Consider the following 22,005-nt stretch of genomic DNA (forward strand, 5'->3'; position numbering starts at 1 on the left):
TGCGGCGCAGAAAATCAATCTCTGCGCGCACGGTCTAGGGCGTCTCGGCGACCGCAACGCACCGAATATGCCGCGCCAGCTCGGCCAGTCGAGCGTCATCGGCGCGCTGGGCATCGTGGGAGGAGAGGTATCCTTCATAGCGGGTAAAGAAGCGCTGGCTACGCGCCTCTATCGGCCGCCATTCGTCCATATTGGCGGTGCCGTGCATCGGGAACAGCTTGCTGTGAACGTGATCCACGCCAAACCCCTCAAAGAACATGCCGCAGCGGCCCACGTCCTCAAAGGCGGCATCGAGCAGCCGCGCCACCCTCTTGGTCGCAAGCATCAGGCGGGTCAGCGCCTCATCAGGCATATCGAACGCATAGCTGGGATAATGGCGCTTGGGGATCACCACGCTGAACCCGTCCGTATTAGGATAGATAGACAGGAAGGCCAGATGCCCGTCATCTTCCCAGATCTTATGGCACGGCGCCTCGCCGCGCACGATTTGACAAAAAATACAGCTCATCGTCTTCGCATCTCCTCAACGGCGGCGCGCGGGTTTATCACGCCTCGGCTCATGAAATGGGGTATACTTTATCCAATATCGCGCCACGCCGGTCTCTGCCTGCCACGGCCGCATCAGTCAGGCTTCATTTTTAACCCGAACGACTCACCAGAAGCAAATCACCCTATGTTAAGTTACCGTCACAGTTTTCATGCCGGCAACCACGCCGACGTTCTTAAGCACACCGTCCAAAGCCTGATCATCGCGGCGCTGAAGGAGAAGGACAAACCGTTCCTGTACCTCGATACCCACGCCGGCGCCGGGCGCTATCTGCTCAGCGGCGAGCATGCCGAGAAGACCGGCGAGTACCTGGAGGGGATCGCCCGTCTATGGCAGCGCGACGATCTGCCGGAGGCGCTGACGCCGTATATGGACGCCGTGCGTCACTTCAACCGCTCCGGTCAACTGCGCTATTACCCCGGTTCTCCGCTGATCGCCCGTCAGCTGCTGCGCGAGCAGGATCGCCTGCACCTGAGCGAGCTGCATCCCAGCGACTTTCCGCTGCTGCGCGCCGAATTCCAGAAAGACGAGCGCGCCCGGGTCGTCCGTGAAAATGGCTATCAGCAGCTCAAGTCCCAGCTGCCGCCGGCGACACGGCGCGGCCTGATCCTGATCGACCCGCCCTATGAGCTGAAGAGCGACTATCAGGACGTGGTGAAAGGAATCCAGGAGGGGCACAAACGCTTTGCCACCGGCACCTATGCGCTGTGGTACCCGGTGGTGCTGCGTCAGAACATCAAGCGAATGATCCATGCCCTGGAGGAGACCGGCATCCGCCGTATCCTGCAGATTGAGCTGGCGGTACGCCCGGACAGCGATCAGCGCGGGATGACCGCCTCCGGGATGATCGTCATCAATCCACCGTGGAAACTGGAGGAGCAGATGCGTAGCCTGCTGCCCTGGCTGCACCAAGCGCTAGTTCCGCAGGGAACCGGCCACGCCAGCGTCAGCTGGATCGTCCCAGAGTAATTCCACGCGCTTCATACGGAATTTGTGCCCTGCCGACGGCAAGATTTTGCCGTCGGCCCACCGCAGCGTTACACTCCAGGGCAATCCTGCAAATAGCGGCGGTATCTCGCCATTCTGTCTCCGGCAGAGGGACATTGCGGGGCAAATCCGACTTGTTGATAACGCTGAGACATCCCTATGACTAAACATTATGACTATCTCGCCATCGGCGGCGGCAGCGGCGGTATCGCCTCCATCAACCGCGCGGCGACGTACGGCCGCAGGTGCGCGCTGATCGAAGCCAAAGCGCTGGGCGGCACCTGTGTCAACGTGGGCTGCGTACCGAAAAAAGTGATGTGGCACGCCGCGCAGATCGCCGAGGCCATCAAGCTGTATGGCCCGGACTACGGCTTTGATACCACGCTCAACCGCTTCGACTGGCAGCGCCTGATCGACAGCCGCAGCGCCTATATCGAGCGGATTCATCAGTCCTATCAGCGCGGTCTGGGAAATAATAACGTCGACGTTATCCAAGGATTTGCCACCTTTATTGACGCCCACACGGTCGAGGTCAACGGCGAGCGCATCAGCGCCGACCATATCCTCATCGCCACCGGAGGACGGCCGGCGCGCCCGGATATCCCAGGCGCAGAATATGGCATCGACTCCGACGGCTTCTTTGCCCTTGACGCGCTGCCGCAGCGCGTCGCCATCGTCGGCGCGGGCTACATCGCGGTCGAGATCGCCGGGGTGCTCAACGCGCTGGGCGCCGAAACTCACCTGTTTGTCCGCAGGCATGCGCCGCTGCGCAGCTTCGACAGCCTGATCGTCGATACTCTGCTGGAGGTGATGCACAGCGAAGGGCCTCAGCTGCACACCCACAGCGTGCCGCAGTCGGTGGTTAAGCACGCGGACGGCAGCCTGACGCTAACGCTGGAAAATGGCCATAGCCAGACCGTCGATTGCCTGATCTGGGCCATTGGCCGCGATCCGAATACCGACCGCCTCAACCTGGAGGCCGCCGGGGTCGCCACCGACGCCAACGGCTATATTCCGGTGGATGCGTTCCAGAATACCAACGTTCCCGGCATCTACGCCGTCGGGGACAATACCGGCGCCGTCGAGCTGACGCCGGTCGCCGTCGCCGCCGGGCGCCGCCTCTCTGAGCGTCTGTTCAACAACAAGCCGCAGGAGCACCTGGACTACAGCAATATTCCCACCGTGGTCTTCAGCCACCCGCCGATCGGCACCGTGGGACTGACCGAAGCGCAGGCGCGCGCGCAGTACGGCGATGAGCAGATTAAGGCCTACACCTCCTCATTTACCGCCATGTATACCGCCGTCACCCAGCATCGCCAGCCGTGCCGGATGAAACTGGTCTGCCAGGGTGCGGAAGAGAAGATCGTCGGCATCCACGGCATCGGCTTCGGCATGGATGAGATGTTGCAGGGCTTCGCCGTCGCGCTGAAGATGGGTGCCACCAAGCGGGACTTCGACAACACCGTGGCCATCCATCCGACGGCCTCGGAAGAGTTTGTTACCATGCGTTAAGCTCGGGGAACGTCATCAACGGGCCGGCCTATGCCGGCCCGTTTTATTTCATGTGAAGAGCAGCCATCAGGCCCTGGCTCCGCGGCCGGTGTTGTCCCCCGGCAGGGTAAAGAGAGCCACCGCCTGGGACAGGCCGCAGGCCCGCTCCTCCAGCGATGTGGCGGACGCGGCGGACTGCTGTACCAGCGCGGCGTTCTGCTGGGTGACCTGCTCCATCTCGCTCACCGCCTGACTCACCTGCGCGATCCCCAGGCTCTGTTCGTCAGAAGCCGCCGCGATCTCGGCAATAATCCCGGTGACCCGCTGAGCGGCCCCGACCACCGACTGCATCGTCTCTCCCGCCTGCGTCGCCTGCTGGGAGCCGGTATCGATGCGCCGAACCGAATCCTCGATCAGCGTGCGGATCTCACGCGCCGCCTGGGCGCTACGCTGAGCCAGGCTGCGCACCTCGCCGGCCACCACGGCAAAGCCACGCCCCTGCTCTCCGGCGCGCGCCGCCTCTACCGCCGCATTGAGCGCCAGAATATTGGTCTGGAAGGCAATGGAGTCAATCACCCCGGTAATGCTGGCGATTTTACGTGAGCTGTCGGCGATCTCGCCCATCGTCGTAACGACCTGGCCGACCTCTGTCCCGCCCTGATCCGCCGTAGCGGAGGCGCTGCTGGCCAGCTGGCTAGCCTGGCGAGCGTTATCGGCATTCTGACGCACCGTGGCCGTTAACTGCTCCATGCTGGCGGCCGTCTCCTCTAAAGCCGCCGCCTGCTGCTCGGTGCGCGACGACAGATCCGCATTGCCGACGGTAATGTCACCGCTGCCGTGCAGCAGGGCATCGGCGCCGCCGCGCACCTGGCCGACGATCGAAATCAATGCCTGCTGCATTTCGCTGATGCTGCGCGCCAGGCTCCCCAGCTCGTTGCGCCCACCCGCCAGCGTCGCCGACAGATCGCCGGCGGTCAGGCGGCGCAAATGCGCGTGCAGCTCGGCCAGCGGCCGCAGCAGGATCTCGCGCGCCGCCGCCCCGGCCAGGATGATTAACAGCACAACCGCCAGCGCGATCCCGGCCAATGTCCACACCATGCGCTCAAAGCTGCGCTGGTTGGCGTCGATCCCCTGCTGCAGCAGGCCGTGATTCTGGGCGCGCCACTGCGCATAAATCTCCGCCATGGCATCCTGCGCCGCCTGGGTTTCCAGGTTGCCGTAGGCCGGATAGTCGCCGGCGCGCAGATAGCGCGAGGAATCGCGCAGCAGGCTATACAGCGCCGTGAAACGACGCTCAACCTCCGCCGCGAGGGCGGCGTCCTGCCCGGGCAGCCGCGGCGCGGCGCGGTAGTTTTTGAAGTAGCCTTCGGCGCTGTCCAGCGACGCGTTCGCCGCATCCAGCAACGGGCCGATTTCAGCCTGCGCCACCCCGGCATTTTGCTGCTTCAGGTAGCGGATCGCGACCCGGTTAATGGTCACTCGCGTCATCACCAGCGTCTGCCAGCCATCGGCCAGCTGCTCCTGCTGATAGCTCAGCGCCCGCGACTGCGAGAAGTTGTCCCGATCCTGCGCAATCGCCGTATAGAACAGACGCCCGGAAAGTCCCTGTAGCAGGGTAAATATAGCCAATAAGACGATAATCCCCGTAATAACCCTGACGTTTTTAAACATGCCGTTTCCTAAGTCCTTTAATGGTATGTATCTGACAAGGATATATCGGCAGGAGCGGGAGAAAATTCGCGATATTAATCACATAAACACATGTTCGGTGTTTTTTTTTAGTTTTAAAAACAGGGTAATATATTGTTTTTACCGAAAAATCATTCGGTTGCATAACGCCCTTGGCATAATCTCACCGCAGGCGGATAAGTCATTAAAATTATCAATTTAAATACAATAAGTTATGCTAAAACATATGGTTTTAATCCGGTTAATCAATTAAGTATAATTAAATTTATTAAAACCATCACTCATCGTTCAGTTTACTCGAGGGAATAGACGCACCCCGCCGGTGCATCGGGAGAGACGGTGCGCAGACGCGTCACCCGGATCACCCGATCGTAGTCAGCCGGAAAGCCTTCGCTGCCTTTCCCCTCATCCACCCCGTCGAACTCAACATACACGTGGGGATAGGGCTGGTTGAACCGGTTTCGCTGACCTGCTATTAGACTCTTCGCCGCGTGCAGCTGGTCATCGTTGTCATACAGCCAGGCATCGCGCCCGCCGCCGCAGGGCGTGAATCCACTCACCTCGAAGCCCTCGCTGTACATCCCGCGAAAAGCGGGCTCCGGCGTCGTATCGCTGCACCCCGCCAACAGCATCGCCAATCCCAGCATACATCCCGATCGTCTCATATCTCGCTCCTGCTCCGCACCATTTCGACAGCACCAGCATATGCCACTGCAGATTAACCGCGTATCAATCTCAGCGCACTCCGTACCGTTTCCGGCGCGCCCGCCCATAAAATGCGTCAATTTACGCGGGGAGCGGCGACAAAGGGTTGGCGTTTACCCGGTTCAGCGATATGGTGAAACCTATTTTATTTTTGGTGAGTTATACGGGTTGGGTAATGGCAAAAATTCACGTTGGCATCGTGTTCGGCGGGCAATCCTGCGAGCACGAGGTTTCTCTTCAATCAGCAAAAAATATTGTTGAAGCGATCGATAAATCACGTTTTGACGTGACGCTTATCGGCATTGACAAGCAGGGATACTGGCATCTGTGCGGCGGGCAGGACTACCTGAACCATGCCCAGGATCCACAGCACATCGCCCTGAATCATTCAGAACGCCGTCTGGCGGTAATCCCCGGCGCGATCCAGGGACAGCTGATCGATAGCATCAGCGGTGAACAGCTGCCCTCGCTGGACGTTATTTTTCCCATCGTACACGGTACCCAGGGCGAGGACGGCTGCCTGCAGGGCATGCTGAAAATGCTGAACCTGCCCTTCGTCGGCTCCGATGTCATCGGCTCCGCCGCCTGCATGGATAAAGAAGTGTGCAAACGCCTGCTGCGCGACGCGGGCCTGCCGATCACCCCCTTCGTCACGCTGACCCGTACCACGCAGGCCAACTACGACTATGAAACGCTGCGCAGCCAGCTGGGCGAGACGCTGTTTGTCAAGCCGGCCAACCAGGGCTCCTCCGTCGGTGTCAGCAAGGTTCGTAACGCAGATGAGTATCAGCGCGCGATTGCCGACGCGCTGCGCTTCGATCATAAGGTGATCGTCGAACGCGGCGTGGTTGGGCGTGAGATTGAATGCGCCATCCTCGGTAACCAGGCGGCACAGGCCAGCGTCTGTGGCGAGATCATCCTGCACAGCGACTTTTACTCCTATGACAGCAAGTACATCAGCGCGCAGGGCGCTCAGGTCGTTGTGCCGGCGGCGATGACGCCCGAGGCCAGCGAGCGTGTCCGCCATACTGCCCTACGCGCGTTTCAGGCGCTGGAGTGCCGCGGTCTGGCGCGCGTCGATGTCTTCCTGACCGCAGAGAATGAAGTCATTATCAATGAGATCAACACGCTGCCTGGGTTTACCAATATCAGCATGTATCCCAAGCTGTGGCAGGCCAGCGGTATCGGCTACCAGGCGCTGATCACCCGGCTGATCGAGCTGGCGCTAGAGCGCCACCGCGCGGACAGCCAGCTGTGCCGGGCGACGGGCAGCCTCTAATCCTGCGCTTCAGGGCCTGCGTTGCAGGCTCTTTTTTTACGAGATATCGTGAATAAAGCTTAAGAAATCGCTCTTACGCAGCAGCGACAGCTTCTCCCGGAACTGACGAAGCTTGCTGTAGACTGATTTATCGGCCGTATGCATCTTGGCCGCGATGCACTTCACTCGGACTCCACTCATCATATTATCCAGAATGGTGAATGTCTCCTCCGTCACCCGTCCCGGTCCATTAGACGACATAAACGTCTGTCTCACCTGCGGGGTGATGAACCGCTGTCCGCTCAGGATCTGGCGCAGGGCCCCTTCGATGGCGCTCATGGGCGCCTTTTTATGGATAAAGCTGGCGTTATCGATCAGCCGCAGAAAATTAAGGATATGCGCGGGCTGCCGCGCGGTCCAAAACACCACCCGATAGGCCTGATAGCCGGACTGCGCCGCCAAATTGCGCACCAGCTGAAACAGTGAGTGGCTCTGGCTGTTCAGATCGATAAACAGCATTCTTTCACGTCGATCGTCCAGTACGGCGCCCTGTCCTCTCGGCGCAATGTGCGACAGCAGCGCGCGAACGCCGGAAATAAACATCTCATCGCCGGAGAGGATGTGAATCGCTGCGCGATCGGTGTTAATCATTGCCGCTTCAGATAAACACGTTGATAATGAATGCATAATCTTATCCCTGTCGATACCAGAATGGTGAGTTACCCTTATCGGACGCTGAGAGAACCGCCAAAGCGCGTCAGCGGCATAAACTGACCAAAATGGTGAAGCTTGACTAACGGGTATATAGGGATCGCACCAATTGTTATCCTCTATCGATGCATCTCTATTACTTTACCCGCGATATCAAATACCGTTTAACTGCATATTATTATGCTATTTAAAATCAGCCGTACGTGATACAACAACACTCCCTTTCGAAAATACACTTTGCACAAATCGAAAAGTGATTGAGTTAATCGGATAAAACCCTACACAGAACAGTCAACCATGAGCCGCACGGGGCTTCATATTGACAGCGATGATTAACATTAAGTGTATAATAATGTTTCCCATTTCTATGGCGCCGATAATAAATTAGACAAACCAGAACCACCATCGTAATGACGGTGCACGCCAGGAGGTGGATAAATAAAAGGATGGGGGTCATTAAGAAATGAAAAAACAGGCGGTAGCCTATTTTTTCATTGCGTAGGGGAACTACTCTCCGCCGCGGGTATGTAGAATATCTATCAATTCGATAATGCAGGGATCGGTCGTCCGACTTTTATGATAGTGCGCATATAGGGTTCCCGTGGAGCGTCCCAGGGGGTGATCCAATACCTGAATCTCAACCAGACGCGCAAACTCCTGGGCAAACCCCTTGCCACACAGCAGGACATAATCGCTGGAGGCCACCATCATCATCAGATTCAGCAGCGATGAGCTGGAGTAGATCGGCGCCTTGCGATGGGGATTAAGCACCTCATCATCCTCAAACAGCGATGGCCACATCGTCAAGCTCAGATAGTCCTCCTGCGCCAGCTGCTCCAGCGTAAACCCCGGGCCGATGCGGGGATGCCCCACCCGACACAGCACCGCGGGCTGTACATCGAATACGGGCACATTGGTAATCATCCAGTCTGCGTATTTCTGCGGCGTAAAGCTGATATCGATTTTCCGCGAGCGCAGCCGACTGATATCCCGGGTTAAATCACCATCATGGGCTTCCGTCATCAGCGCCACACTGTCAAATGGATAATGGTAACGCTGCAGCAAACGGGTCAGATAAAACTCCAGCAGCGGGGACATACTGAGCTTTAATCGGGTCTGACGACGATCGCCCTGATGAATACCATTGGTTAGATTCGCGGCGTTCTGAATATTATTTAATGCCTGCGCCAGATTAGGCGTAATATTGTACGCCAACGCCGTCGGCTCTAACCCTTGCTTGGTCCGGATAAACAGCGGATCGTTAAATGCGTCACGCATTTTTTTCAGAGCGCGGCTAATCGAAGCCGTAGAGCTGTCCAACAACTCTGCAGCCAATGTCACACTACGCGTATCCATCACGGTCAGAAAAGTCCGGATAACACTCACATCAACATCGAGCATATTTTTACCTTTGGTCGGCTACCGAGCAGGATCCGCATATTGAAACGGCCATTGTAAATTCATGCTATTTTTTATGCAATTACCCTATGCGGGCGACAGAGTTCATCGTTAAAATGCGCCGTCATCAATCTGATACAGCGGATAAATAGAATATTTATCCGTATCATAAATTAAGACGCCGACGTCCGGCGCCAAGCGGCCCTCGTAGGACGAGCGTCCATAATTTTACACCGCTGTAAACAGGTAACATCATGCAGATCCGTCACCGCTACACCTATGGCCTTGCGGCAACGCTGCTGCTGCTGGGCGCCGCCGTCGCGCTGCTGCTGTATCATCCGCAGAGCGATGCGCTGTGGCGCATTGTCAGCCAGCAGTGCCTCCCCCACCAGCAGACGACCGGCGATCCCGCCCCCTGTGCCTATCTGGACCGCCGCCAGGGCTACGCCCTGTTCAAGGATCGCCGGGGGGCGCTGCAGTACCTGCTGCTGCCCACCGTCCGCAGCAGCGGCATCGACGACCCGCAGCTGCTCAACCCGGCGACGCCCAACTATATGGCGCTGGCGTGGTACAGCCGCCCGCTGTTAAGCCAGCGCTACGGCCAACCGATAGCCGATAGCCGCCTCTCTCTGACCATCAACTCGCGGGCGGGACGTACCCAGGATCAGCTGCATATCCATATCTCCTGCACCCGTCAGGCGGTCGTCTCCCAGCTGTGGAAAATCTATCCCACGCTCGGAACGCAGTGGCAGGCGGTCAGCAATGGGATCAATGGTCACCCCTATTGGGCAAGGCGATTGAGCAATGAAACGCTGGCGCGGGAGAGCCCTTTTATTCTGCTCTCCCGCTTAAGCGGGGCGCGCGATAATATGGCGGCCTATGGGCTGGCGCTGCTGCCGGCGCCGGACGGTCAGCTGATCCTGCTGGCGACCCGCCGGTCGCTGTGGCGCGGCAGTCTGGCCTCGATCGAGGAGATTCAGGACCACCGCTGCCCGCAGCTGTACCCCTCGGCACCGCACACCGATTACCCGGCGAAGCGCTGAGGCAACAGGGGAAGACGTTCAAACTGGAGCGGTCGTGATAGGTAGTAGCCCTGGGCCGCACAGGCATCTGAGCGTTGCACCAGCTGCCAGGCCTGAGCCGTCTCCACCCCTTCCACAATCACCCCGCGTGAATACTGGCGCATCATCGCCACCAGCGCCATAAATAGCTCGGTTCCCTCCTGGGTCTGACACAGCAGGGCAAACACGGCGCGATCCAGCTTGACGAACTCATAGCGAACATCTATGAGCGAAGAGAAGTTTGCCAGGCCGCTGCCAAAGTCATCCAGCCACAGGCGATGCAGATCCGGCAGCCCCTGGATCGGCGCGCTGCCATGTACGTGCTCCAGCACCTCAAAACGCAAAAACGGCAGTTCGCCGATCAGCGTCGCCGCCTCGGCCTTCTTCTGTAGCGCATGCAGCGCCTGACCATCTACATTGATAGAGACAAACAGATCGCGCTGCCCGAAAAAGGCGCGCCAGCGGTGTATCAGGCGCAGCTGCTCCAGCAGCACCTGTAAACGCAGCGACAGCGGAATATTGGCGAAGTAGTGCTCCGGCGAAAGCCGCCGCGTCGGCTGATCCGGGTGAACCACCTGGGTGAGCAGCTCAATGGCCAGCGGGCGGCCGCAGGTAGAGTAGATCGGCTGAAAAGTGTATTCCCGTTCACAGGCCTGCCAGTAGGCACTGCCCAAGGCATCGCTGTGCAGCAACGGCACGGCTCCCGGGCCACCGGATACGATATTGCCAATGTTCATGCATTTCCCATCCGTTGATCTCTGAATAACGGCAGCCTCTGTGCCCCTGCGACGGGGAGCCCCGCGGTGGGGCATATCCTCCCGTACTGCTGTGTTTATCGGCATGTATGACAAAAGCTTTAACCCCGGGCGCAGCAGGCCCCTGGCCCCCGTTCTGCGGGAGGTTTTTAGATCCAAATCATATAAAAACAGAACGTTGTTTTATTTTTATTGACGAGGGTATTTCCCATCGACACACTAGAGGCCATTTTCTCTGGTTACCACGGGCTGATTTCCCATGACGAGCGCGAAAATTGCCATTATTGGCGAATGCATGATTGAACTGTCACAGAAAGGCGCGGATCTGACGCGCGGATTCGGCGGCGATACCCTGAATACCGCCGTCTATCTGGCCCGTCAGGTGCCGGCCGATCGCCTGTCCGTGCACTATGTCACCGCGCTGGGCTGCGACAGCTTCAGCGGTGAAATGATCGATGCCTGGCAGCAGGAGGGTCTACAGACGGGCCTGGTTCAGCGCATGAGCGATAAGCTGCCGGGGCTGTATGTGATCGAAACCGACGCGCACGGCGAGAGGACGTTCTACTACTGGCGTAATGATGCCGCCGCCCGCTACTGGCTGCAGAGCGTCGAGGCTGATGCCATCTGCGATCGCCTGGCGCAGTTTGACTACCTGTATCTCAGCGGCATCAGCCTGGCCATTCTGGATGACGTCAGCCGCGAGCGCCTGATGCTGCTGCTGCAGCGCTGCCGGAACAGCGGCGGCAAGGTTATCTTTGATAATAACTATCGCCCGCGCCTGTGGCAGGGGATCGAGCAGGCCCGCAGTGCCTATCGCGCGATGCTCGCCTGCACCGACATCGCGTTTCTGACGCTGGACGATGAGGATTTACTGTGGGGCCAGCAGCCGCTGGATGCCGTACTGGAGCGCACTCACGCCCTGGGGGTCAGCGAGGTCGTCATCAAGCGCGGCGCCGACGCCTGCCTGGTCTCCATCGGCGACCGGCGCGATGAGATCCCGGCGGTCAGACTGGCCAAAGAGCAGGTCATTGACACCACTGCGGCCGGAGACTCTTTCAGCGCGGGCTATCTGTCCGTCCGCCTGCTGGGCGGCGATGTACAGACGGCTGCGGCCCGGGGGCACCTGACGGCCAGTACGGTGATCCAGCACCGCGGTGCCATCATTCCCCGCGACGTCATGCCCGCCTAACCCCCCTCGGTAGGCCACACAGAACAACGCCGGCGTAAGCCGGCGTTGTTCTGTCGCACCTAGCGCAGCGTACCTACTGCGCCAGCGGCTGGGGCGGCGTGGTCTCGTGGGCCGGGTTTTCTGCGGCGGCCGGCTGGGACGGCGGCTCTACCGCCTCCGCGGCGACGGCGTCTTCACCACCGAGCCCCATCACCCGGTTATACTCCTCCAGCAGCCGGCCGACGTTCTCCTCTGCCTCGCCGCGCGGCTGACGCAGCACCACCGCGGGCTCCCGCGACAGCATGATATGCAGCTCTTGATTAATATCGTCCAACGACAGGCCGCTCAGGAACGTCTGACGCAGCTTCTGATAGGCCTCCGGGGCGATGTCCACCACGCCGCTTTGCTGTGAGCGCAGGCGCTGACTCATCAGGATATCGGTATTGGTCCGCGCATAGGTGGCGAACAGGTGGCTCAGCTGCTCGCTCTTCTGCCCCAGCAGGGTGTCAAACTCCGGCTGGGTAATCCCATCGTCACGCAGCGCGGACATCTCATCGGCGATAAACGCCAGCGTTTTGCTCAACGATGCCTGGGCCGTCTCTAAATGGATTGCGCACTGCGAGCGCTGATACTGCACCTGGCAGTTAAAGCTCAGGCTCACGCTGCCCTTCAGCGCGCTGTTGGCCAGCACCTGCTGTAGATGCCAGAACAGCGCCTCGCGCGCCAAGTCGCTACGCCAATAGCGCAGCAGCATCTGAGAGTCACGGATCGGCTGCCACGGCGTATCCCAGACCAGCGACAGAATATCCTGTTTGGCGCCATCGGCGATCAGGCTCACCGGTGCCGCGGCCAGCGCCGGCAGCGCCGGCACGGTGGCAGGCGTCTCCCGCTTGCCGCTCAGAGGGCCGAAGGTCTGATTAATCTGTTCGCTCAGCGCCCGGGCATCCACGTTGCCGACCACATACAGCGTCATCGCATCGGGGGTATACCACTGATGATAAAAAGAGTTCAGCTGCGCCGGCGCCAGCGGAACCGCTGCCGTCCGCCCCGGCTCATGACCTAGCAGGTTGGACCCCTTCAGGCGGTAGCGCCACCAGGGATCGCCGGCCTCGCCAGGCAGCGCCATCACGCGGCTGTCGGTGCCTTTCAGCGCCTCACCGACCGTCTCGACATTCACCTGCAGATCACCGGCGGTATTGGCCAGCCAGCGCAGGGCATCCTTCATCAGATCGGGGCGGTTATTGGGCAGGCTCAGGTTATAGCTGGTGTAATCGTACGAGGTGATCGCCGCCGGCATCGGGCGGACGGGATCGATTGCCTGCTGCCAAAACGACTGCAGGGCGGTCGCGTCAAGCCCCTTGCCCTGCGCCAGAGCCAGGCGCGGCAGCAGGTGGGCATACCCCATCTGCTGAGGAGACTCCGACAGCGAGCCGGTGTTGACGATCATACGTAGCTCAATACGATCGGATGGACGCTGCGGCGTCGCCAGTATCTGCCAGGAAAAACCGTTTGGCAGCTTGCCCTCCTGCCAGGCAGGATCGGGCTGTAGCGTTTCAGAATGCACGCTGGTACCGACCATGGCCAGCGCCAGCCCACCAACCATCAGACGCAATTTGGTGTATTGCATGTGAACCCCTACTCAAATCGGACAAAAGCATAGCCCACGCATATAGGCGTTGTTCCGTTAGACCACGGAAAACGGCCAAAGTCGCCCACGCTTAAAAAAAATTCCGCGTAACGCTGCGCGGCGGGAAATAGATGGGCTCATTATAAAGGCGCCCCCGGCAGCATCAAGCCGCAGGGGGCGAACATTCACCCCCGGTAACAAAAAGCCGGGGGCAGGGGCGGAATGGGGAGAAACGCGGCGGCGCACACCCGTCGCCGCGCGGGAGAGGCGCTACGCGACGGGATCCCTCAGCGCACTGTCACGGCCGCCGAGTACGGCCCGCATCTGTTTTTCATCCAGTTGACGGCAGCGCTTGGCGACAACGATCGTCGCCACGCCGTTACCAATCAGGTTAGTCAGGGCCCGGGCCTCCGACATGAAGCGATCGATGCCCAGGATCAGCGCCAGCCCGGCCACCGGCAGATGCCCTACCGCCGACAGGGTTGCGGCCAAGACGATGAAGCCGCTGCCGGTCACGCCGGCGGCGCCCTTCGAAGAGAGCAGCAGAACCACCAGCAGCGTCACCTGGTGCCAGATATCCATGTGGGCGTTGGTTGCCTGGGCGATAAATACCGCCGCCATGGTCAGATAGATAGAGGTTCCGTCCAGGTTAAAGGAGTAGCCGGTGGGGATCACCAGCCCCACCACCGACTTCTGGCAGCCAACCTTCTCCATCTTGTCCAGCATCCGCGGCAGCGCCGACTCCGAGGAGGAGGTGCCCAGTACGATCAGCAGCTCTTCCTTAATGTAAGCGATAAAGCGGAAGATGCTGAACCCCGTCGCCTTGGCGATGCTGCCCAGCACCAGCACCACAAACAGGATGCAGGTGATATAGAAGCACAGGATCAGCTGCCCCAGCTGTACCAGCGTCCCCACTCCATACTTACCGATGGTGAACGCCATGGCGCCGAAGGCACCGATGGGCGCCAGTTTCATAATCATGTTAATCACGCCAAAAATCACTTTGGCAAAGCTATCGATCACATTGAAGATCAGCTGCCCCTTTTCACCCAGATGGTGCAGCGCAAAGCCAAACATCACCGCAAACAGCAGCACCTGCAGGATGTTGCCGCTGGCAAAGGCGCCGATAACGCTGCTGGGGATCACGTCAAGCAGGAAAGCCACAATGCCCTGCTGCGCCGCCTGATCGGCATAGACCGCGACCGCCTTGGCGTCCAGCGCGTTCGGGTCGACGTTCATGCCCGCGCCCGGCTGCAATACGTTCACCACCACCAGGCCGATGATCAGCGCGATGGTACTGACTACCTCAAAATAGAGCAGTGCAATGGCGCCGGTGCGCCCCACCGCTTTCATGCTCTCCATACCGGCGATGCCGGTCACTACAGTACAAAAGATCACCGGCGCGATGATCATCTTAATCAGTTTGACAAAGCCATCGCCCAGCGGCTTCATCTGGGCACCCAGCTCGGGATAGAAATGGCCGAGCAAAATACCAATAGTGATGGCCACCAACACCTGTAGATAGAGGCTCGTGAAGATGCTTTTTTTCATGATTTGTATTCCTGGTCGGGTACGAACGCGCTGCTTCTGCATCCCGAATGGCGGGTATTGCATACGGCTAAAAATAACATTGAGTTAACAATATGGAAACGCAGTATTTCAATTATAAAAGTTATTTAATCAATTCTATGAGCTGAAACGCATAAGACCCTGCAAGAGTTATCCTTATTTCTAGCAGGGATATCACCGACGCTAAACGGAGGGGGCCGCCGCCGCGGCCACGGGGTACTTCGCCAGGAAATCACGCAGGGACAGCGCCGGCGAGAAGAAATATCCCTGGGCATAGTGAATGCCGTTGGCCAGCAGCCAATCGCACTGCCCCTGAGTCTCCACCCCTTCCGCGACCACGTCCAGGGAGAGCACCTCGGCAATCGAACCGACAATGCGCACCAGCGCACCATCCAACGGGATCTGATCGATAAAGCTTTTATCAATTTTCAGAATATCGACGGGCAAATGACGCAGGTAGTTCAGCCCGGCATACCCCATGCCGAAATCATCCAGCGCCACGCGCACACCTTGGTTACGCAGGCGATCCAGCGTATTGGCCGCCCTGTGGATATCGCTGATATAGGCGGTTTCGGTAATCTCCAGATGCAGACGCTGCGCTGAAATCGCGTACTGCTGCAGCAGGGTCTCCAGGCGTTGACCAAAGCGGACGTCGGCCAGCTGCCGCGCAGAGACATTCAGCGACAGCGGTATCGTCAGCCCCCGTCGCTGCCAGTCAACTAAGATCCGCGCCGCCTCTTCCAGCACCCACTCGCCCAGCGCCACGATACCGCCCTGCTCCTCGGCCAGCGGAATAAACTGAGATGGCTCGCTGCAGCCGCCGTCCTGACGATGCCAGCGGATCAGCGCCTCCGCCCCCGCTAGCCGCTGGCTGCGCAGATCGATCTGCGGCTGCAGGTACAACTCAAAATCGCCCTGACGCAGTGCGTTCAGAATTTCATTCTCCTGGGTGAGGCGCGCCTTAACACGCTCCGCCAGCTGTGGCTCAAAAAACAGCACCCGATTCTTCCCGTCCGTCAGCGCCATATTCAGCGCCGAGCGAGCCTGCGTCAGCAGCCGCTCCGTCTGGCTAAGCCCACCCACCTCCTCTGTCGCCTCCAGCGACGGCCGGTGCATCGCGATCCCGATCGCCGCCGTTGGCCGCAGCGCCAGATTGTCCAGAGTCACCGGCTGCGTTAGCAGGCTCATCAGACGCTGCGCCTGTTGCATCGCGTCACTCGGGCGCGCCGCATCGCACGCCAGGATCCAAAAGCCGTCCTGACTCGCCTGCGCCAGCAGACTGACCGGTGAGATCCCCTCATGTAGGCGCTCCACCAGCGTCATCAGCAACATGTCGCGCTGCCCGCAGTCCAACACCCCCATCGCCTCCTGCAGGGTCGGGATGCTGACCATCATCACGCACTGTCCCTCACGCCCGGTCTGGCACTGCTGCTCCAGCAGCGACACAAACAGCGCCTGACCGGGAAGGTTAGTCTGGGGATAGCGCGTCGACAGCTGGCCCATGGTCTGGCGCGTCCTCTCCAGCGCCTGCTGATTACGGTTATAGGTACGCACCAAGAGCCCCAGCTCATCATCGCCGTGGTGAGGCGGCAGGGGGAGCTGATGGTAGTGCGGCGCCTCCAGCGGCATGCTGCGCAGCTCACGCGCCAGCGCCCGCAGCGGATGCACCAGCAGGCGGTTCATGCACCAGCTGACGGCCACCGTCAGGATCAGCGCCAGCAGCAGGTAGGTCGACACCATGGTCGCGAAGGTCGTGAGAATAAAACGGTACAGACGGAACGAGTCCACCTGCAGGATCAGATAGCCCAGCGGATGATCCGGCGTCGCACGGCCGCGATCCACGCCATACAGCGGAGTAGAGAGCTGCAGCGGCAGGTGGAAAAGCCGGCCCGCCCAGCGCGGCACGGGACGTGCCGCGGGAAAGTGACCGCGCAGCACCTGAACCTCATGATGGGGCAATACGATATCAGCTCGCGCCAGGATCCCGCTCGCCCGCAGGCCGTCCAGGATCTGCTGGGTCTTGGCGACATCCATGTTCAGCATCGCGTCGGCCAGCGGCAGGCGCACCGACTGGGCAATACTCTGCATCTGCTGGCCATAGTCATCCTTACGCTGTTGCACAAAGTGAAACAGCTGAATCACCGTGAAGATACAGACGGTCACCAGCGCCACCGAGGAGACCAGCGCCATCTGTTTTATGGTTAAGGAACGACTGACTCGCAAACTCTCTCTCCGCACACAAAATTTGCTGACGGCCCGCCGCCGCGTCGGCGGCGCCCACAGGCCTCAAACCGGCCGAGTATACTGGATTAGCCAATGTTATTAACTATACCAAAAGATCGTTTCGCGCCTTTCCCATTCCATCCCTGGGATAAGTGAGAACCATCATGCTCCATATCCACATAATATTACGTAAAAAAAACGCCGCGCAGCGGCCTATTCGTCCGCGCGCGGCGTATCTGCCTCCGCTCTAGAAATCGGCATAGGGCCGCAGAGGCTGCGGCGGCAGATCCATGTCGCCCTGCCACCCCTGCATTGAGTAGCGCACATAGATAAGCGCATGGCTGGGGGTATAGTCCTTCGCCTGCTGAATATCGACCCCGGCGCCGACGAACCAGTGGCTGCTCAGCCGCCGCTCCACGATCGCCCGCAGGGTATAGCCGAAGCCGTTGCTGCTGCCGCCGTCGTCCGATGCGGCATAGTCAGGCACCGTCGTACTGTCGACCAGATTCTGCAGCGGGTAGCGCGCCTGCCGTGCCGTGTTGGCGTAGGACCAGGAGACCGATCCGCCCAGCTCCCACGACCAGTTCTCCGTGCGCTGGCGATAGTTGACGGGTATCCCGAACGACACATACTGCTGCGGACTGTAGTAGCCGCCCTGTCCCAGGGTATAACCGCTGAGATCCTTGTCGTAATGCCAGAGCATATTGCTGAGCCCAACGCTAACTCGACGGTTATCTTCATTGATCAGCTTGTAGTAGTAGCCCCCCATCCAGCGCATGCTGCTGTTGCTCTCGACGTTCTTGCCCTCCAGATAGTCGGCGCTCAGCGTGCCCCACAGGCCGTGCGGCCCGCCGCGATCGTAGCTGCCGCTCAGCGCGACGCCGTTGCGTCGGACACCGCCCCATACCGTGCCGGTATGGGGATCGCGCTGCCCCCCCATCGACAGCAGGGAGCTGGAGACCGGGCGGCGGTGGGCTTCCAGCGTCCAGCCAATATGATCCCAGCTACCGCTGTAGGCGATACCGCCCGCCCAGTCCACCACCTTCATGCCGATGGGCGTTGTCCCGATATCCATCTGCCAGGCCCCATTATGCCAGCCAACGGCCAGGCTGGTTCCGGCGCCGCGCTGCCCCTCGCCGGCCGGACATCCCGTAACATAGCAGCTGCCAAACTTATCCTGGTAGGCGCCGCCCGATAGGCGGCCTGCATCCATATTGACCAGATCGCCGCGGAGGAAAAGGCGGCCATCGTACAGCGGCATATCGGCCTGCAGCATCGTCGTATGGGCCTTGAGATTGGAATAGCCTCCGGTGCCGCTAGAGCCCCAGTAGTCGTGCTCAAGGGTAAAGCGGACCTCCTGCTGACGATAGAGATCGGCGCCGTCGGCGCGAACGCTGCGTTTTAACCAGTCATCCTGCGGCACAGTGCGCGTCAGGCGGGTAAACGCATCATTATCCTGCGGCGGCGTCTCACTGATACCCGTGGCGACCATGGCCGAACGCAGATCGTTCTGCGCCCGCGCGGTTTGGCGCGACTGTACCGCCAGACGCGCATCGTCACGCAGCACCAGCGCCCCCGCCATGCCCGGCGTTCGGCGCGCCGCCGGCAGGAGCGAGTCAAAGATGCGCCGGGCCTGCTGCGGATCCCCGCTGGCGGCCCAGGCATTGGCGAGCCGGCGCTGTACGTTAAGATCGTCCGCCGCCGCCTGCGGCGGCCGGCGCCGCAGCGCCTCCTCGGCCGCGCGGCGATCGCCCTGCGCCACCCGCGTTTCAATCACCCCTAAACGGGCATCGCTGTTCTGCGGATCGCGCGCCAGGACGCCCTGATATCCCGTCAGGGCATCCGTATAGTCATCCCGGGCCAGCGCCCAGTCGGCCAGCGTCAGATCAATCGCCGTGGTGGCGGGCTGGCGCTGTAAGTAAGCGATCGCTTGCTGCTCATGGCCGCCGTCGCGCAGACCGTTGGCGTAGTCGACTATATGCTGGGCCTGCAGGCGCAGATCCAGCGCGCGCATGCCGTCGCTCCACTGCGCCGCGGGGATCCGGCGCAGCACCGCCTGAGCCTGATCGGGCTGACCTCGGGAGGAGAGATACAGCGCGCGGGCGTACACTTGGTCGCCGCTGTGGGAGAAACGCTGGTCCATGCGCTGCATCAGCGCATCGGCCCGCTCAGGCTGTCCGGCGCTGACCAGCGTACCGGCAAGCCGGTAGTTCAGCCAGACATCGTCCGGCGTCAGACGCTGCGCCTCATTCAGCTTTTCCAGCGCGCTGCCCCAGGCCTGACGCCCCGCCAGGGCCGCCGCCTGCTGCTGCAGCGCATCGCTTTGCAGCTCGCTATACGCCGACTGCATGGCCCGGCGCTGCGCCGCCGGCAGCTGCTGCAGGTAGGCCAGCGCCTTCTCCGGCGACTGCCGCTGGTAAAGACTCACTAACTTTCTCAGCGCACTGCCATTCAGCGGATCGTGCCGTAGCGCCAGGCGATATGAGTGCTCCGCCAGCGCTAAATCCCCCTGCGCCGCGGCCACATCCCCCAGACCGATCGGCCCGTAGGCATTCTCGCCATCCAGCGCCTGAGCCTGACGATATCGCTGCTGCGCCAGGGCGTATTGATGCGCCGCCAACGCCTCATCCCCCTGTTTAATCAGCAGCCAGTAGCGATTCGTCTTCAGCAGGCTTTGCCATTTGCTCAGCTGATCGCTGTGTGGATCGGCCGCGATAGCGCGTTCAAACAGGGCGATCGCCCGCTGACGATCGCCCTGCTGTGAATAGGTCTGCGCCAGCGCGCCCAGCGTCTCCGCATCGTTGGGATGCTGACGCAGCGTTTGCTGCAGCAGCGGCTGGGCCTTGCTGTCATTTCCGGCGGCAGCCTGCGCCAGCCCCGTACTGCGCGCCCGATACAGCGGATCCGCCAGCTGGGCTTGCTGCGTCTGCAGTAGAGCCTGTGCGTCGGCTACGGCCTGCGGCGCATCGTGAAACACCTGAATATAACGCTGCAGGGCCGCCACGCTCTGCTCGCCCAGCGGCATACGCTGGATCTGCGCCATCCACAGAGAGGCGGCGCTATCGCGGGTGGCACCGTCTGCCGCCATCTGCGTCAGCAAGGCGTAGGCCTGCGCCTCTTTTCCGTCAGCAAACAGCAGACCAATCAATGTCGTTTGCAGCGCAGCGCTGTTGGGATAGCGCTGATTAACGGCCTGCAGCGCCGCTATCGCCCGCGCAGTCTGCCCCGGCAGACGGGCGACCGTACGCCAGTACTCCGGCGCAAACTCCAGCGGAGGCGACATGCCGTGCCACAGTTTGTCATAGGCTGCAACGGCCGCCGCATACTGGCCGCCGGACGCCAGCAGGCGCGCCTGCTGCAGCCCCTGATGTCCCTCCGGCATACTCAGCGCCACCTGCATCCGCGCCGTTTGGCACACGGCGGCATCCGGTGCCGGACGGCACGACGTCTCGACAAGCTGGCTGGCTGCAGCCATATCCCCCTGGCGCAGCAGCATGCGAATACGCGCCAGGATCACCTCGGGATCATCGGGCGCGATCATCATCAGACGGTTGAGCGACTGCGTTACCAGATCGTAACGCTGCGAAGACTCGCCTATACGCACCTGCTGCAGCAGCCAGTCAGTCGCATTTACCTCGCTGGCGCACAGTGGCGCGCTCAGCGCCAACGTCACCGGCAGGGCGGTCAGACTCAGTCGGAAACATCGCATACGGCACCCCAGTTTGGCACCAGTTCGCCCTGTAGATTAAAACGGTAACGCCGCTGATCCCATCCCAGGCCAAACAGCGTCAGGACTGAACTGTAGTAGTTATTGTTCCCCGGCAGGTTGTCTTTTACCCGCTGGCGCTGCGCCGCCAACAACGGGCTGTTGCTGGCGTCCAGAAACGGTAGCATGGCGGCAGAGAACCCGACGTTGCCTTCGCCCTGGGGCTGAGCGCCCAGCACGCTGACCTTTTCAGGGATATATCCCAGACGCTCACTCAGCGCCACCATCGGCTGCCAGTGCTTCACCAGCGCGCGTTTGGCCGGAGCGCCGTCGGCCAGCATTCCCGCCCACAGATAGGCCCGGATAGCATCATAGCCGCTGATATAGGCCCGTCCCGGCGTCGGCAGCCAGCCCTTATTCCGCTGCCAGTTGGTCCAGTCCGGCACGATACCCTGCGGCGACGACGCCTCTAACATCCGCAATGCGCTGTACTGCAGGCGATTCCACGGCCCATGCAACGGCGCAAGCCGGGCCAGGATCTGCGGCGGCAGATAGCTTGGATTTACCGTCCACAGGGCGCCGGAGCGGAACCCCTGGCGCCCCGGCAGCAGCATCACGCCAACCCCTGGCAGGGAGACCACCTCCTCCCGGGCAATCCGCTCCAGCAGCTGAACGCCCAAATGCTGGTAGTCGGTATCCTGCCACAGACGTCCGGCCTCCAGCAGCACATAGGCCATCCACAGGTCGGCATCCGCGGCGGAGTTGTCATCCAATACGCGCCAGCGTCCGTCATCATGGAGCCCCCACTTCCAGGCCGGCAAACGCTGGCTCAGGCTGCCCCGCGCCAGGTTATTCTGCGTCCAGGCCAATAGCTTAGCGAACAAGGCGCGATCGTTATTGACCAGGGCAAAGAACAGCGCATAGCTTTGCCCCTCCGAGGTGGTTATCTGGCGGGGAGAGCTGGGATCGATAACCCGCCCGTCAGGGCTGATATAGCCCTGACGAAACTGTTCCCACTCATGCCATTTACAGGGCGCGCCAACGGCGGCGACGCTGACACACAGCAATGTGGCAGCCATCAGTGCACGGCAGACCGACTCCTTCATGCGC

Annotated in this window: 16 protein-coding genes; 5 read left to right on the forward strand and 11 right to left on the reverse strand. The window is 60.6% G+C overall.

Annotation, left to right across the window (positions count from 1 at the left end; genetic code table 11):
• Positions 1-34: 34 nt before the first annotated feature.
• Positions 35-508: an HIT family protein gene (locus tag ETEE_RS07065; RefSeq protein WP_034163994.1), complete on the reverse strand. Its 474-nt coding sequence runs from the start codon at positions 506-508 to the stop codon at positions 35-37.
• A 165-nt stretch (positions 509-673) separates the two neighbouring features.
• Between ETEE_RS07065 and ETEE_RS07070 the strand changes: the two genes are divergently transcribed.
• Positions 674-1,516, forward strand: coding sequence for a 23S rRNA (adenine(2030)-N(6))-methyltransferase RlmJ (locus ETEE_RS07070; protein ID WP_034163995.1), 843 nt, complete (start codon positions 674-676; stop codon positions 1,514-1,516).
• Positions 1,517-1,693: 177 nt separating this feature from the next.
• A complete protein-coding gene (gorA, locus tag ETEE_RS07075; protein WP_034163997.1) occupies positions 1,694-3,046 on the forward strand; it encodes a glutathione-disulfide reductase in 1,353 nt (450 codons plus the stop codon).
• Between the two features lie 66 nt (positions 3,047-3,112).
• Here the strand turns inward: gorA and ETEE_RS07080 are convergent, their stop codons facing one another.
• Together ETEE_RS07080 and ETEE_RS07085 are read right to left on the reverse strand one after the other, a co-directional pair.
• On the reverse strand, positions 3,113-4,696 hold the full coding sequence (locus ETEE_RS07080) for a methyl-accepting chemotaxis protein (RefSeq protein ID WP_034163998.1): 1,584 nt from the start codon (positions 4,694-4,696) through the stop codon (positions 3,113-3,115).
• Positions 4,697-5,007: 311 nt separating this feature from the next.
• Entirely contained in the window at positions 5,008-5,379 is a 372-nt protein-coding gene (locus ETEE_RS07085) for a short-chain dehydrogenase (RefSeq protein ID WP_117026438.1), read from the reverse strand.
• A 215-nt stretch (positions 5,380-5,594) separates the two neighbouring features.
• On the opposite strand from ETEE_RS07085, the gene ddlA reads away from it, so the two are divergent.
• On the forward strand, positions 5,595-6,698 hold the full coding sequence (gene ddlA, locus ETEE_RS07090; protein ID WP_034163999.1) for a D-alanine--D-alanine ligase: 1,104 nt from the start codon (positions 5,595-5,597) through the stop codon (positions 6,696-6,698).
• A 36-nt stretch (positions 6,699-6,734) separates the two neighbouring features.
• Here the strand turns inward: ddlA and ETEE_RS07095 are convergent, their stop codons facing one another.
• Both ETEE_RS07095 and ETEE_RS07100 read right to left on the reverse strand, forming a co-directional pair.
• Positions 6,735-7,328, reverse strand: a complete 594-nt coding sequence (locus ETEE_RS07095; protein ID WP_081926404.1) for a response regulator transcription factor — start codon at positions 7,326-7,328, stop codon at positions 6,735-6,737.
• Positions 7,329-7,895: 567 nt separating this feature from the next.
• Positions 7,896-8,789 carry a LysR family transcriptional regulator gene (locus ETEE_RS07100; RefSeq protein WP_034164002.1) on the reverse strand — a complete coding sequence of 298 codons (894 nt, stop codon included), beginning with the start codon at positions 8,787-8,789 and terminating at the stop codon, positions 7,896-7,898.
• A 251-nt stretch (positions 8,790-9,040) separates the two neighbouring features.
• Here ETEE_RS07100 and ETEE_RS07105 point away from each other — a divergent pair, with 251 nt between their 5' ends.
• Positions 9,041-9,829 (forward strand): CDP-diacylglycerol diphosphatase, encoded by a 789-nt coding sequence (locus ETEE_RS07105; RefSeq protein WP_034164003.1) that lies wholly within the window; start codon positions 9,041-9,043, stop codon positions 9,827-9,829.
• Here ETEE_RS07105 and pdeH read toward each other — a convergent pair.
• Positions 9,811-10,584, reverse strand: a complete 774-nt coding sequence (gene pdeH / locus ETEE_RS07110; protein ID WP_034164004.1) for a cyclic-guanylate-specific phosphodiesterase — start codon at positions 10,582-10,584, stop codon at positions 9,811-9,813. The two genes, ETEE_RS07105 and pdeH, sit on opposite strands and share 19 nt — an antisense overlap.
• Before the next feature lie 277 nt (positions 10,585-10,861).
• On the opposite strand from pdeH, the gene kdgK reads away from it, so the two are divergent.
• Positions 10,862-11,791, forward strand: a complete 930-nt coding sequence (kdgK, locus tag ETEE_RS07115; protein WP_034164005.1) for a 2-dehydro-3-deoxygluconokinase — start codon at positions 10,862-10,864, stop codon at positions 11,789-11,791.
• A 73-nt stretch (positions 11,792-11,864) separates the two neighbouring features.
• Here kdgK and ETEE_RS07120 read toward each other — a convergent pair whose 3' ends face one another.
• The 5 genes from ETEE_RS07120 to bcsZ all read right to left on the reverse strand — a co-directional run bounded on the left by ETEE_RS07120 (position 11,865) and on the right by bcsZ (position 22,001).
• Entirely contained in the window at positions 11,865-13,397 is a 1,533-nt protein-coding gene (locus ETEE_RS07120) for a M16 family metallopeptidase (protein WP_034164007.1), read from the reverse strand.
• 270 nt (positions 13,398-13,667) lie between these two features.
• Entirely contained in the window at positions 13,668-14,948 is a 1,281-nt protein-coding gene (locus tag ETEE_RS07125; RefSeq protein WP_034164009.1) for a dicarboxylate/amino acid:cation symporter, read from the reverse strand.
• A gap of 201 nt (positions 14,949-15,149) precedes the next feature.
• The gene (hmsP, locus tag ETEE_RS07130; RefSeq protein WP_081926405.1) at positions 15,150-17,189 is read right to left on the reverse strand and encodes a biofilm formation regulator HmsP; all 2,040 of its coding nucleotides are present in this window, start codon (positions 17,187-17,189) and stop codon (positions 15,150-15,152) included.
• 247 nt (positions 17,190-17,436) lie between these two features.
• Positions 17,437-20,898, reverse strand: a complete 3,462-nt coding sequence (gene bcsC, locus ETEE_RS07135) for a cellulose synthase complex outer membrane protein BcsC (protein WP_034164011.1) — start codon at positions 20,896-20,898, stop codon at positions 17,437-17,439.
• On the reverse strand, positions 20,880-22,001 hold the full coding sequence (bcsZ, locus tag ETEE_RS07140) for a cellulose synthase complex periplasmic endoglucanase BcsZ (protein ID WP_034164012.1): 1,122 nt from the start codon (positions 21,999-22,001) through the stop codon (positions 20,880-20,882). Before bcsZ ends, bcsC begins: the two co-directional genes overlap by 19 nt.
• Positions 22,002-22,005: the final 4 nt, after the last annotated feature.

Source organism: Edwardsiella anguillarum ET080813 (assembly GCF_000264765.2).
GTDB lineage: Bacteria > Pseudomonadota > Gammaproteobacteria > Enterobacterales > Enterobacteriaceae > Edwardsiella > Edwardsiella anguillarum.

Bases quoted from the DNA above. Each gene is read 5' to 3' on its own strand.
- gorA (WP_034163997.1), top strand. From the start codon at position 1,694: ATGACTAAACATTATGACTATCTCGCCATCGGCGGCGGCAGCGGCGGT.
- ETEE_RS07120 (WP_034164007.1), bottom strand. From the start codon at position 13,397: ATGCAATACACCAAATTGCGTCTGATGGTTGGTGGGCTGGCGCTGGCC.
- ETEE_RS07100 (WP_034164002.1), bottom strand. From the start codon at position 8,789: ATGCTCGATGTTGATGTGAGTGTTATCCGGACTTTTCTGACCGTGATG.
- ETEE_RS07065 (WP_034163994.1), bottom strand. From the start codon at position 508: ATGAGCTGTATTTTTTGTCAAATCGTGCGCGGCGAGGCGCCGTGCCAT.
- kdgK (WP_034164005.1), top strand. From the start codon at position 10,862: ATGACGAGCGCGAAAATTGCCATTATTGGCGAATGCATGATTGAACTG.
- ddlA (WP_034163999.1), top strand. From the start codon at position 5,595: ATGGCAAAAATTCACGTTGGCATCGTGTTCGGCGGGCAATCCTGCGAG.
- bcsZ (WP_034164012.1), bottom strand. From the start codon at position 22,001: ATGAAGGAGTCGGTCTGCCGTGCACTGATGGCTGCCACATTGCTGTGT.
- ETEE_RS07095 (WP_081926404.1), bottom strand. From the start codon at position 7,328: ATGATTAACACCGATCGCGCAGCGATTCACATCCTCTCCGGCGATGAG.
- ETEE_RS07080 (WP_034163998.1), bottom strand. From the start codon at position 4,696: ATGTTTAAAAACGTCAGGGTTATTACGGGGATTATCGTCTTATTGGCT.
- ETEE_RS07105 (WP_034164003.1), top strand. From the start codon at position 9,041: ATGCAGATCCGTCACCGCTACACCTATGGCCTTGCGGCAACGCTGCTG.
- ETEE_RS07070 (WP_034163995.1), top strand. From the start codon at position 674: ATGTTAAGTTACCGTCACAGTTTTCATGCCGGCAACCACGCCGACGTT.
- bcsC (WP_034164011.1), bottom strand. From the start codon at position 20,898: ATGCGATGTTTCCGACTGAGTCTGACCGCCCTGCCGGTGACGTTGGCG.
- ETEE_RS07125 (WP_034164009.1), bottom strand. From the start codon at position 14,948: ATGAAAAAAAGCATCTTCACGAGCCTCTATCTACAGGTGTTGGTGGCC.
- pdeH (WP_034164004.1), bottom strand. From the start codon at position 10,584: ATGAACATTGGCAATATCGTATCCGGTGGCCCGGGAGCCGTGCCGTTG.
- ETEE_RS07085 (WP_117026438.1), bottom strand. From the start codon at position 5,379: ATGAGACGATCGGGATGTATGCTGGGATTGGCGATGCTGTTGGCGGGG.